The 13,641-nt window shown below is 35.6% G+C and carries 10 protein-coding genes; 8 read left to right on the forward strand and 2 right to left on the reverse strand.

From position 1 onward, the window contains the following. Nucleotides 1-268: 268 nt before the first annotated feature. The 3 genes from GXP67_RS00985 (at nucleotide 269) to GXP67_RS00995 (ending at nucleotide 3,978) form a co-directional block, all read left to right on the forward strand. Entirely contained in the window at nucleotides 269-1,318 is a 1,050-nt protein-coding gene (locus GXP67_RS00985; protein ID WP_162441434.1) for an LOG family protein, read from the forward strand. Nucleotides 1,319-2,249: 931 nt separating this feature from the next. Further along, entirely contained in the window at nucleotides 2,250-2,933 is a 684-nt protein-coding gene (rpiA, locus tag GXP67_RS00990; RefSeq protein ID WP_162441435.1) for a ribose-5-phosphate isomerase RpiA, read from the forward strand. A gap of 1 nt (nucleotide 2,934) precedes the next feature. Beyond that, nucleotides 2,935-3,978 carry an endonuclease/exonuclease/phosphatase family protein gene (locus GXP67_RS00995; protein ID WP_162441436.1) on the forward strand — a complete coding sequence of 348 codons (1,044 nt, stop codon included), beginning with the start codon at nucleotides 2,935-2,937 and terminating at the stop codon, nucleotides 3,976-3,978. 197 nt (nucleotides 3,979-4,175) lie between these two features. Here the strand turns inward: GXP67_RS00995 and GXP67_RS01000 are convergent, their stop codons facing one another. Next, entirely contained in the window at nucleotides 4,176-4,340 is a 165-nt protein-coding gene (locus GXP67_RS01000) for a hypothetical protein (RefSeq protein WP_162441437.1), read from the reverse strand. Between the two features lie 27 nt (nucleotides 4,341-4,367). On the opposite strand from GXP67_RS01000, the gene GXP67_RS38145 reads away from it, so the two are divergent. The 5 genes from GXP67_RS38145 (at nucleotide 4,368) to GXP67_RS01025 (ending at nucleotide 9,710) form a co-directional block, all read left to right on the forward strand. Then, the gene (locus tag GXP67_RS38145; RefSeq protein WP_162441438.1) at nucleotides 4,368-4,550 is read left to right on the forward strand and encodes a transposase; all 183 of its coding nucleotides are present in this window, start codon (nucleotides 4,368-4,370) and stop codon (nucleotides 4,548-4,550) included. Between the two features lie 617 nt (nucleotides 4,551-5,167). Further along, complete coding sequence (locus tag GXP67_RS01010) at nucleotides 5,168-5,896, forward strand: peptidoglycan-binding protein (RefSeq protein ID WP_162441439.1); 729 nt, start codon at nucleotides 5,168-5,170, stop codon at nucleotides 5,894-5,896. Between the two features lie 28 nt (nucleotides 5,897-5,924). After that, a complete protein-coding gene (locus tag GXP67_RS01015) occupies nucleotides 5,925-6,215 on the forward strand; it encodes a transposase (protein ID WP_162441440.1) in 291 nt (96 codons plus the stop codon). Continuing rightward, nucleotides 6,215-7,036: an IS3 family transposase gene (locus GXP67_RS01020; RefSeq protein WP_162441441.1), complete on the forward strand. Its 822-nt coding sequence runs from the start codon at nucleotides 6,215-6,217 to the stop codon at nucleotides 7,034-7,036. Before GXP67_RS01015 ends, GXP67_RS01020 begins: the two co-directional genes overlap by 1 nt. Nucleotides 7,037-7,244: 208 nt before the next feature. After that, complete coding sequence (locus tag GXP67_RS01025) at nucleotides 7,245-9,710, forward strand: P-loop NTPase fold protein (RefSeq protein ID WP_162441442.1); 2,466 nt, start codon at nucleotides 7,245-7,247, stop codon at nucleotides 9,708-9,710. 417 nt (nucleotides 9,711-10,127) lie between these two features. Here the strand turns inward: GXP67_RS01025 and GXP67_RS01030 are convergent, their stop codons facing one another. Then, nucleotides 10,128-13,394 carry a hypothetical protein gene (locus GXP67_RS01030; RefSeq protein ID WP_162441443.1) on the reverse strand — a complete coding sequence of 1,089 codons (3,267 nt, stop codon included), beginning with the start codon at nucleotides 13,392-13,394 and terminating at the stop codon, nucleotides 10,128-10,130. Nucleotides 13,395-13,641: the final 247 nt, after the last annotated feature.

The raw sequence follows: 13,641 nt of genomic DNA on the forward strand, positions 1-13,641 counted from the left end.
ATAATTCTATTCAGTTGAATAAAAATGTATATTCAGTTGCAATTCCTGATCATTTCAAGTAGTGTGATATTTTTTCATGCCTAGGTTTTCTAGAGTTTATTAATGATAATATTAAAAGAAGCAACTATCAGCTGACAAGTAAAATTGTTTTGGGGGCAATTACCGTAATTTTGAGACATCTTTTATTCATAAATTAAAACCATAGGACGCTATCACATGCATCAATGGCTTCTTGATTATAAACAGTACCTAAAAGATTCAAAGAACAATGTCTAACAAGAAACTACCGTTTCAGCCTATAAGAGGTGAATTATATACCTCTGCTGAATTGTCAAATGGATTTGATCCAAATCGTCCTGAAAGCTTAGTTGAAATGACTGACTTTCAAACTTATAGATACTTCTATATGAATGGAAGAGCAACCCCGGCCGACCCGTATGTCGGAATGATGGAGGCATTACATGATAATTCTATTTTGCAGGCCATGTTTGAATATCTAACAAGTTATAAGCGCAAAGTAGCAATAATGGGTGGTCATAGAGAGGAGCGTAGTTCAAAAAATTACCGTAGTGTAGTTGCACTGGCAAAGCGACTCAGTGAGAAAGATTATCTACTAGCTAGTGGGGGAGGACCAGGCGCAATGGAAGCTACACATCTTGGAGCGCTTCTTAAAGGACAAAATGAGGAAACTGTGAACAAAGCGATTGACCTGCTAGCAACTCGACCTTCATTGCCCGCCGGTGCTGAACGGGTTGTGAGCCCTATGGGTGAAATAGATTATAATATTGTCAAAAGTTTGCATGAATGGTCAAAACCAGCACATGAACTAATGCAGCAACTTCAACAACGTGGAGAAAGCCTTGCTGTGCCAACATGGCATTACGGCCATGAGCCTGTAACACCACTTGCTACTCATGCTGCAAAGTATTTCCAGAATAGCATTAGAGAAGATGTCCTCCTGATGTTAGCAACTCAAGGAATAATCTTTGCTCCAGGTCGAGCTGGAACACTTCAAGAAGTATTTCAGGATGCTGCACAAAATTATTATGCCGGCGACAATGGTATATTCAGTCCAATGGTTTTCTTTGATGCAGATTCTTTTTGGACAAAGACTCTACCAATTCAACCATTACTAGAAGGTCTATTTAAGCTAGGGGGCGAAGAGCGCGAGCACCAGTATCATACAAATGTGTTGTATACAGCTGATATTGATCAAATTGTTGAATTTTTGCTTGAAAGGGTTCCAAGCGAGAAACAAGTAATGGTACGACTCAAGAAGTTAGGATTAGGTCCAATGGAAAAAGCAGCATTGTCATAATAGTTAAGGTTTTTCTGGTATATATGCTTCTATATTCACCTTAAAGAACTATTAAGTGTGGTTGATAATAGAAGAGGTTCTCCCTGCCTTCCCTGGTTATTAAGGAGAACCTAATAAAGTAGTGAAAGAATCTTAAAAATAATTCAATCCGCTTACTGTTATAGTTAACTATAAAATCATTAGTGTAATTTGGAAATGAAATATAGTTGCTGTGAGCATAGAAGGTCTTTACTCTATATGAAATTTTTATCATGTTGACGGTAGTCTGGGTACAAAAATTTTTGCTTATAGTTATTTTTAGAGATCCTTAAATATTTAAGCAAGAATGGATTATCGATGTTTTAAGATGTTCTTTAGCGAGTCCTATACATTTAGTCTACCAACCGCGAATTAAATAATATAGAACAGCATTTCTAATGATAAAAGTAATGTGTGGTAAATTGAAATGAGAATTTAGAATCAAATTGTAATATTTTGTAATACCGTTCAGTAGTAATATTAGTTTGGTATCTCCTTTTATAGGTGAAAGTTAAGCTTTGTTTGGTTGATTTCTACCTTGTAAATGGCATATGACTAGTGTAGTAGGGTATCTTCAAAAAACTTGTTAAGAATATACAGGATTTGATTAGAATATAACTGCCTTAAAGCACATAGATGGGACACTAATTCATCATTTTTTAACTTGATAAATTAAGGCATTTAGAATAATTGCGAAGGGCATTTTAAAAGCGTTTTGCCTACACTAAATGGTAGAGATGAAAACAGAAATTTGATGACTATAGATCTGCTAAATTGGGCTGTGTTCTAAAAGAGTTGGATATAGTTGGTGCTTTTATTAGTGCATCTTCCGTGCATTACTGTTTTAGATATAGGCCGTTGAGGCGGCGTCTAGCATTGTCTCTTTTGATTATTCTTTCTAAATTATTTAAATATGATTAATTCGATTGAAAAAGAAAAAGAACTCGCAGCAAAGGAAGCTATTAAATTTATTAATAATAATCAGATAGTTGGCTTAGGAACAGGCTCAACTGCAGCTTATGCTATTAAAGGGATTGGAGAACTTGTGAAGAATGGCTTAAAAATTAAAGCGATTCCAACATCTAATAGGACAAAAGAAATGGCGATATTGCTCAATATTCCTTTAATTGACATCAATACTATTGATAGTATTGATGTATCAATTGATGGAGCTGATGAATTTGATTCTAAACTTAACCTAATAAAAGGTGGTGGGGGAGCATTATTGAGAGAGAAAATAGTCGCATCTTTAACTAAAGAGTTGATAATTATTGTTGATTCGACAAAAAAGGTTGATACTTTAGGTAAGTTTAAATTACCTATCGAAGTTATTCCATTTGCCTCTAATTATGTATTAAAAAAGGTACAGTTTTTAAATGGTGAAGGAAAAATTAGGATGCTTGGAGATACTGAGTTCATCACAGATGAAGGAAATTATATCATTGATGTGGACTTTGGACTAATTTCAGATCCAATCTACTTGTCAAGCAAATTAAATGAAATTGAAGGTATTGTAAGTCATGGTTTATTTATAAAGCTGGCAAGAAAGGTAATTATGGGAAATAATGATACAACAATAAGCTTTGAATCTAAATAGCATGAAAATCTCAATAGCAACATTTAATGTAGAAAATCTTATTGGTACTGACAAGATCATATATGATGAACCGAGACCGCGATATAATGTACAACAGTATCAACAAAAAGTAGGCTGGATTAGAAACCAACTTTTAAAAATGAATGCTGATGTTATAGGCTTTCAAGAAATATTTGAAGAACAACCACTTAGAGATTGTTTAGTGGGTACTCCAATGGAGAATTGGGATCTTTTCGTTGCTAAGCCGAATGGTAAGAGTCCTGTAAATGCTATTCTAAGTAAATTTCCTATAATTAATACAAGTGTGATTGAAGATATCCCATTTGTTTTTGATTTTTTTGATGAAGCGGCAATGACTAGTGTTTTGGAAAGTAAATCTATAGATATATTAATAAAGAAATTTTCAAGAGGGGTATTAAAGGCCGAAATCCAACTTAATGATAAAATTACTGCTTTAGTTGTTGTTCTTCATTTAAAATCGAAAAGACCCATATTTCCTGATGGATTGGATCGTGACACAGCAACCTATCCTGAAACTGCTAAAGGCAGTGTTCGCTCCTTAATTAGAAGGGCAATTGAATCATGTGGTGTAAGACAAATTTTATCTGATGAAATTAATAAGGAAGAAGCTAAGCCTATTTTTATTTTAGGTGACTTGAATGATAATGATACAGCTGTAACCAATCAAGCAATTATTGGTGAAGAACCATTCCGAAATCTTCCACCTGAAGAAAAGGTAAAAAGATGGAAGCATGTTTTTCAAAATTGTAAAGATGTTCAAGCTCGTAAGAGTATTGAAAATTTTCACTACACATATATCCACAATGGACACTATGAAAGCCTTGACAATATATTTGTTAGCAATCATTTTGCAGAGTTAAATTCTAACAAAATTGGTAGGATAATAGATGTTCGTTTATATAATGATCATGTTATTGACCTTAGAACTTCTATGGATAGAAAGCCTATTTATGTAACTGATCATGGACAAGTAGTAGCTAATATTGATTTACTAGATACAGTCCCAACAGCTCCGATTTCATAATTTTCGGAGTATTCACCTACTTCAATATTATAAGTGTAATCAGTTATTGGAGTGTTTAGAATTACAGGCTAAACAAGCTTAAAATAATAAGGGTACTAAAAGCAAATATATTTGATTGAAGACAGAGCAAAGCTTTATTCAAAAATTATTTTAAGGAAAAGTGAAGTGAATACAAAGCCTATTTCCATAAATAAAGCTTATTTTTTGATACAGCGGATATAGAAGCCCTCAATCTGATATTCATCTGAAATATTGATGATGCTATTGTTCTTACGTAAAGCAATAGCTTTAGCTGTTCTTCCAGGCAATGGAAGTGGGTCGATGGTGGCTATCGAGGTGAAAATTTGCTTGACTATGTCCAAAAGTTATAGAAGTGGTCTTGGCAAGTAGTGCTCAGAAGTGATAGTCAGAAAGGCTTCAAAGTTTTAGACATAAGGTGGGAAATTGAGCGTACATTCACCTGGATTCTCAATGCCAGACGATTGAATAAAGACAATGAAAAGAGTAGACGCAATAGCCAATCAATGGTCTATTTAGCCATGATGCCGGTGTTACTCAATAGACTACACTAGTTTTAAAAAAGTTTCTTATCTAGACTTTAGCATTTTCAAAAAGCTCAATCAATGAACAATTAAAATTAAGCTGCTTTTCTATATCATTTTTGAATATCGTTTCTGAAAAGCGATATTCAAAAAATAAAAATACCCTTGTTCTTTTAAAAACGCAGGTTTTTCTGATTTTCAAAAATGCTAACTATTTATTCAAACAATAAAATCATGAGCATCGGTATAGATTTGCCTTCCATTAAACAACTCTCCATATTTATGATGCAGCCAAGTACCTTCTTAAATAAAGAGCAAGGGCAGATTGTAAGATATTATTTGTCAAGATGCCATGGTTAATCAATTGTATAGTATATCATAACAGTTTGTGACTATGATAAGCCAACGTGCTGTTGAAGGATTGGATAATTAGATCAGTCAAGGTAAAGCTTCACCAATTCCTCTTTTACAACAATTTATGGTGAGACTTGAGCAGGATTATGCTGCTCTACGAGCTGCCTTGACTATTGAGTGGAGCAATGGGCAAACTGAAGGACAAGTCAATTGACTTAAATTGCTGAGCCGACAGATGTATAGACGTGCTAACTTCCTAAGAAAACTGATTAATAAAGATTTAAGTTAGAAACATGGCAACAATATTTATTTTCCACAGCCAGTTGGACAAGGAACTGGTGTATAAATATACAACTGAATTGAGAAAACACAATCATGAAGTTTTAATAGATGACACCCTGATAAGTTCGGAAAAAGAAACAGCGGAAGTGCTGATGGAAGCGCAAAGAAAGGCAGATGGTACACTTGTGTTTCTTACTAGAAATAGCATCCAATCCGTACATGTAGTAAGCGAACTGGGGATCGCTAAAGCTTATGAGCAAAACGGTAAATTCTTTATCCCGCTTCTTCAGAGAGAAGTTTCCATCCCTTATATCCTTGAGAAAACTCAATACATCATAATCAATGAGGAAAATTTTCTCGATACAGCGGAACAAATAGAAACTTCCATCCGGGATTTTCTTTCCCTGAAAAGGAAAACGGGTGATGATATCCCGTTAAACGTAGGTTCAACTGGAGAAAGGGTAAAAGAAGTTCAAAATCTGCTCACACAAATCGGGCCCTCTAAAATAATGGCAGATGGTATCTATGGAAATTCCACTGTCAATGCAGTTACTGCATTTCAAAAAGATAATCATCTTTTTGTAACTGGCGAAGTTGATCAGTCAACTTATGAAACGCTTCAGTATTTTTCAACCAACAAAAAAGAAGAAAAAACAGAAATCTCACAAACAAACTACTGGTTATTAAAAATAAATGAAAAGTATAATACCTCGGTAAAATCAGACCACGCGTTAAAGTGAAAAGCAATACAAATTAAACGTGGAAAAGATGAAAAAAACGAGGAGAAAATTTACAGCTGCTTTCAAGGCGAAAGTGGCATTGGAAGCGCTTAAAGAGCGGGAAACATTAGCGGCTTTGTCGGCCCGCTTTGAGGTACACGCCAACCAGATATCGCTGTGGAAGCAGGAATTTTTAACTAATTCGGAGCTGGTATTCTCTTCCACAGAAGGGAAAGAAAAAGAAGAGCAGGTAAACTTAGATGCGCTTTATGCTAAGATTGGGCAACTGGAGATGGAACGCGACTTTTTAAAAAAAAGCTTGAAGAAGACCGGACTGTAATGGAGCGTAAATCACTGGTTAGTCCTCAAGCAAAGCTTAGCCTTCGCCAGCAATGCCGTTTACTTTCTATCAGCCGGGCCTCTTTCTATTATGAGCCTAAACAAGAGAATGCAGATAATTTAGGAATGATGCAGCTCATGGATGCCCATATATTAGAAGAACCAACGGCCGGAGTGCTGACAATGCAGTCGATGCTGGAGGAAAAGGGTTATAAAGCAGGTTACGAGCGGATAAGAAGATTGATGCGGCTGGCTAACATCCGGCCTATCTACCCCCGAAAGCAACTGACGCAGTTAGGGGACAAAAAGTATATCTATCCTTATTTGCTCAGGAACTTAAAAGTAGAGCGGGCAAACCAGGTATGGGCTATAGATATTACCTATGTTGCGATGGCTAAAGGGTTTATGTATTTGACGGCTGTGATAGATGTGTATAGCCGCTATATTGTGGGCTGGGGCTTGTCTAATACATTGGATGCTGAGGCTAGCTTGCAGGTGTTGAAAGCAGCGGTAGCTGAGCATGGTAAGCCCGGGATTGTCAACAGCGACCAGGGTAGCCAGTTTACCTGTAAAGAGTATGTAGAATATTTAAAAAGTGAATCTATCCGTATCAGTATGGATGGCAAAGGCAGGGCACTGGATAATATATTTATAGAAAGGTTTTGGCGGACCATTAAATACCAGCATATTTACCTGAACCCGGCCACTGATGGCATCTCCCTCTACCAGGGCATCAGTGGCTGGATGGAGAAATACAATCAAAGGCCACACCAGGGAATTGACCGAAACAAGCCCATTAATCTTTATAAAATGGCAGCTTAATTCAACTAAGAAAACAAGAAAAGTGGTCTAAACTAATCGAGGTATTATAAAGAACTGGAAAAATTTAAAATCGGGGCTAAAAGCCAATTTCTCCACCCATACATTACAGGGTGACAAAAGACCTAGTTATGAGAACTTTCAAAAAATAAGAACAGGTGATCATCTCTTAGGCTATGCCTACCGTGAAGAGAAAGCAATCGTGTGCATTTTGCTGGCGACTGGAGAGCTTCATAGCACTCAGCAATCTGGTGAAGTGATTAGCCTAGAGATGACAGAAGTGCTAGGATATAAAATTCCACTTTCTGCATTTGCCGGTGAAGTACCTTCTCTGCAGACATGGGTGCAGGAAGGTGCTAACAAGCTTTTTTTACTTTCTGCTGAAACCTACAACAAGATACGCAACTTGACACCCAATGCAGAAGCTAAGCGCATTTACCAGGAATTCTCACAGACTGATTTTTCTACCGACAGCGTGAACGGAAAACTCGTTGACCAATTGAACGTATCCGTTGATGTAAATGCCCTGGCCTCTGTGATCACCTATGCCAAAATAAAGCCACCACTGGCCATTGGCCTGTTTGGGACCTGGGGAAGCGGAAAAAGCTTTTTTATGAAGCTTCTGCGGGAAGAAGTTGACCGCCTTGCTGGCTCCGACAACATTGGCACTTATTGCAAAGAAGTAGTGCATGTATGGTTTAATAGTTGGTATTACTCGGATGCTAACCTTTGGGCAAGCTTGATTACCAAAATATTTGAGGAACTGAAAAAAAAAGGTGCTGAGAAAGAGCAGTCTTTGGAAGATTTGTACAAAAAGCTTAATTCAGCCAAAGAACTTCGCCAGGAGACAATTAGTCGGCAAGCGACCTTAAAAGGTGAAATTAATATGCTGCAAGGAAAAGCAGATGAGATAAGTAACGACATCCGGCAAAATGCTGGAACACTGGCTGATATTAGTAACAATGCCATAGTGAGCGCAGTGTTTAATGACACAGAAGCGGAAAAAGATATCAACCTAATTAAACAAAACTTGCCACATTCCTTGGTTAAGAATATTCAGCAAATCAATGAAAATATAATCAGTATTGGCTCTACAACTAAACGATTTTATGACTGTATTAAAATTATTTGGAGTTTCAAGCATGGCAAATTATGGATTGCCCTTACCACGGCAGTTATTTTGTTTGCTACTCCCTTCTTAATCCAATTCCTCAGGACAACAAATGTAGAAGAAGTGATTACAAAATCTACTTTGATCACTGGTACTTTGCTGGCCATCACGTCGCACATTACCATTTTCATCCTGCCCCTGAAAAACAAAATTGATATGGTTCACAGGAGATTGGTTTCTCTAAAACAAACTGTTGATGTGATTGAGAGCGAAGAAATAGCCGTTAAGAAGGAACTGCTTGTAAAAGTTCAAATTGACATTGCAGACCGTGAAAAGAAGATCCAAGAATTGCAAAATGATATTGATGAAATTGCAACGGGCAAAAAACTTTCTAGCTTTATTGAAAGCCGGGTAACCGATCAGAGATACATCAACAGCCTTGGCATTATTTCTTGGATTCGGAAAGATTTTGAAGAATTGGGTGCATTGCTTGATGTTCAAGCTGGAATCAAAAAAGAAACGCAATCGGAAGAGAAAGACAGTAACTTAGAAAAAATTAAAGAAAAAGCAAAAGTGCTGGAAGTGAACCGTATTATGCTTTACATCGATGACCTAGACCGGTGTAACAAAGAAACAGTTGTACGGGTATTAGAGGCTATCCACCTGCTGCTGGCTTTCGACCTATTTGTGGTGGTAGTGGGTGTTGACCCACGGTGGGTGTATAATGCCTTGCAGCAATCCTATACAGGATTTTTAAGTGGCGAAGAGGAAGCAAAAGGTAAAATACCCACACTACCTGATTACTTCAGCCGTCAGGCTACACCTTTCGACTACTTGGAAAAAATCTTTCAAATACCATTTTTGCTAAAGCCTATCAACCAATCCGGTAGGGAAGATTTGATTGCAGCGCAATTTGCAGTACCCACATCTGCAGATAAACAGCAGGAAAAAAATGGACATCAGTCAAGTCCCAATATAGAAGTTGGCAGTGGATCTCAAATCAAAGGACAAGAAACAGTTGGAACTAATATGCCTACCAAGTCAACACTTCCCCCATCAAATTTTAGTCCGAAAGTTGAACCAACCACTGACACAGGCCATATGGATAAAAAAACTATTTTGCTACTGAAAATTTCACAGGAAGAGATTGACTTTATGAAATCGATCTCCGAATTGATCGGTGACTCTCCTAGAACGATAAAGCGTTTTACAAATATTTACCGGATAATCCGTGTGCATACCAACCTGGAAATAATGGGAGAACCAATAGAAACTTATTGTGCTGTCATGATTGTGTTGGGAATTATTACTGGTTTACCAAACGACAGCAATAAATTACTGATGCGAATTAAACAGAAAAAGGAGGGCACATTAACGGATTTAGTAAATGAAATTGATGATATTCCTACAAAACTAAAAATTTGCAATACAAAAAAATACAAGCTTCCTTCCAGCACAGAAAAATTGGTAGGAAGCATTTCTTTGGCAACGTTACGGCTTAATCTTGATTTGGTTATTCGCTTCAGCTTTCGCAGTTACGAACTTACAGAAGAAATATTCAACTGAAATAAAACCTTAAATCTAACAGGTGAACCCACCAAATGGGAAGAGTTTTACAATAAGCAAATATCCCATTCTTCGCTACAAGGCAAAACGCCTTGCGAGAAATACATTGAAGTACAGCAGCAAAAACCTACTCATAAGCAGATTCGGCATCTGTATACTCAGAAGAAAAAAGATATTTTAGCCAGAAATTATACTTTTATCCAATGGAAAAAGAAGCATTTGCTGTCTTGACTCTCTCAGATTACAACAGTTTTGCCGTTGATTAATGCTTTGCAGTTCAATCTAGTAGATACTCCACTATTTTATAAACGCTTTGTTGTGCGCTTCTTTGAGGGTATTTACAATCATATACAAAATCGATTTCATTCCAACAAAATAACAAAATCAAATATTCATAGTTGATTAGTTAAGAAATTTTTATGCTGAATGTACATTGGAATCTGCAGGAATGATTTGCAGGAGATTGTGATACAACTCACTTAGCAAGTACAAATCTTTGCTTACCATTTCAATAGCTATTTGTAAAATTGCAAAAGCTGAATTTTCAGAATTTATAAACTCAGTAAGCTTTACCGAAGTAGAGTCAATAATGTTTTGAGCACTAAAACGCAATTTATATGTATCAGCAAGTTGATTTAAATCTTCAAGAAAAACTTGTGTCAGATTTATCCCATAACTGTTAAAAACAAATACGCCCATTTGAAAAATTTCACTACCATTTTTAAAAATAATATCCGACTTATCCTTAGAATAAATAGGCTTTGATGCAAAATCCTTAAATAATGATATCAATTTCTTCTGATCGTTTATGATTTCAGGCGTAAAAAATGCTCTTACCACAAAAAAGGTTTGAATACTATCATGAAAGAATTTGAATGTCCGTGGTTCATTGCCAAAGCGATTATTGGTGTTAGTTGGCAATAGAAGGCCACAAGTCGTTAATGTTTCTAACAGCTCTGTATTATCAGCTGTTTTAATAATTTCTCTATTACCTGTTTTTCCATAGGTTTCTAAGCAAAGAGATGAAATCTTCTCCATTGTTTTTTCATAATCATTTTGGATCTTATTTTTCAAAAGAATTTGTACTGTTTTTTCATATAATTGGGAGATGTCTTCAATCTGCTCATTATGAGCTATAATAGCAAGCCTTATCAGGATAGGTAAATACTCTCCTTTTTCCGAACGACAAATCTTACGTAAACTCTCTGATAATGAATTTCCTTCACCCAAATAGGCCTGTTCAAATACTTCAACAGTTTTGTTATCCAGCTTTTTTGGGTTCACTTCAATTTTGCACTGGGATTGATTCATTTCCTTTTCAATCCTCTCGTTTGGTCTTATGGAAAAAATTAAAGATGTATTTACTCCTGCTTCATTGCTAAAAGCAACAAAATTGCCAAGAAGAGCTGGTTTTAAATTGGCTTCACTCAATCCATCTACCATTAAAAAATACTGCCCTGCTATCATCTCTTTTACAAATAAATCCTCTGATATTAAAAAACGCCCTAATTCATTTTTTATCAGTTCACTTATGTCATTAATATCCTTGCCACTTCCATTAACATAAATTGGCAAAGGTAAAGATGGATGTTTATCAAAAAGATTTAAATATTGTCCTACAAACTCTCTCAATAAAGCCGATTTTCCTTGTCCTCCCGGACCAATAATCACTATATGGCGGCAAGATATTTCTTTTTCAGGATCAAAATAACTGATCAATTCATCAACAGGTTTTGCGACTACTTGTTCAGTGAAATTGTTTGTAAAGAATACTGCAGGAATAGGTGTGTACTTTTCTATTACTGGCCTAATATTGTAACTTCTCAATATAATCTGTTTTTGTATCCCTATTCTTCCAGAAAGATTTTTTAGATATTCATTATAGTATCTCTTTCGAAAAGTAGGCCAAACAGACACAAAAAATGCAAGGAAATGAAACGGAGCAACACTTGCAATAGATCTAAAGAATGAAGGTTTAATTATTCCAAATACAAAAAAAGCTGGGATAGTCAAAAGCAAATAAAACAATAGAAGCCCAGTATCAATGTAATTTTTAAGTGAAGTTGCTAAAAAATCGTTTATTGTGGTAAATCCAGTGCTTATCCCCCACAATGAAATTGGGAACCATTTACTGAATAAAGGAGCCGATTTCTTTGAAAGCTGCGTTAAAAAGAAAATGACTACTAGCAAGAGAAAGATGATTGTAGTAATAAATTCTTTCTGCTCCCAAAACGATTTGGGGTTGTAAAGAAAGACACCAAGGTCATAATGGTTTTCTTTGCCGCTATCACGATAATCGAGTTCTAGTTTATACTTTGTAGCACCGGCTACTGCACCAATAATGTCTTTACTGAATGAGATAGCATATTCAGTAGAATCTGAATTAGATAAATATGGCTCCTTAGATAGCAGCACTCTATTCATTGCATAGTTAAAAGTCGGCCCTCCTGTTAAACTCAACTGTATATCCCCATTGAAGGCAGGACCCTTTTGAATTTTTATTGTGACCTTGATTGAATCTTTTGTTTCCAATAGTTTGTATTTCCTGGCTTTGCTATAATGGTCCGCTGGTACAACCTCTGCATGGAAAAATTGTGTAACACTAGGCTCTTTCCTGCTTGTCCAAAAGAACCTTCTAAAGAATAAGTGATTATTATCGCTATCATCCAAAGAAACTAAGGTTGAATCAGTAAATGCGCTAAACCTTAATTCAGATATCTTTGCAAAAAGTTTCGTGGGTTTTGTTGTAGGTATAGTTACAACTGAGTCATAGGGATAAAATAATAAGTAGCTTACTGGAAGATTCAATGGATCTGCTGGAAGAGTATTACGAACCCAAGTATTTCCGAAATCAGAAGAATTTAGATAGCTATAGTTAGTCTTTGTTGAGTTCGTATAAACAAGTTTTAAATTAATATTTCTTCCATAGGTAACAAGATTTCTTATCTCTTCATTTGATAATTTAAATTTTCTAATCGTTAGTGAATCTTGTTCCCAGTGTTCGCCCCAATCTGATGTTTTATATATTTCCCCTTTACGGGTTATTATTTTTAATGTATCTTTAAAAAATGCGATGCTTTCTGCAAACTCATTTAAACTGCTCGGTTTTAAACTCTCGTCCGAAAATGAAAATCTATAATTTCCCGATTCATAATATGGACTGTCATTTAAATAATCTTCTCCACTAAGGAATAAATTATTTGTGTTTCTATCAAAATACGAGTTTCGGGATGATAAGAATTTTTTCTTCGGTATTTTTTTTATACTAATTCCTCTATCCAAGGAATAAAATAAGGTATCGTATGAAAGAAAAATTAGCTTTTCACCGTCCGAAGAACTCCAAAATTTTATAATGGGTGATGATAATTTATTGATATATTTCCAGTTTTTTCCTGCATCAATAGATAAGTACAAGGCGTTAGGATTATTTACTGGTCCTAATTTCCAAATCACTGAGTCATTTATAATTTCAATCTTAGGGTCGCTAATGGTAGAGGTTTCCAAACTTGTTGAAGTATCAGAAAATAAAAACTTTAGTCGTAGTGCATAGTCATGGCCATTATAAAAAAAGTTACCATTTAAGTCCTGCCAACTAGTCTTCGGTGAATCACAACCGATTATACAAAAAAGAAATAATACGATCAATATAACTGATGCAGCAAATGCAGATATATTGCGGCTCATACAACTATAGTAAGTTATAATAGAATGACTCTAAAAAATTAGGTATAGTATTCCTCCTCATGATTAAGAAATATTCTTTCCAAATACTTACAGCAGTTTGGTTATGCTGAAGGCGACTATAGAAGATATGTTTACCAACTTTGGTGAGAAATATTCAATCAAATTCGAAGAATACATTTTATAATTAATTCTGTTCTCTTATTTACCCTTTAATAAATTTAAAATAATTATGCTATTCAGTGCAGAT

Origin of the sequence: Rhodocytophaga rosea, from assembly GCF_010119975.1 — a bacterium.
Lineage (GTDB): Bacteria > Bacteroidota > Bacteroidia > Cytophagales > 172606-1 > Rhodocytophaga > Rhodocytophaga rosea.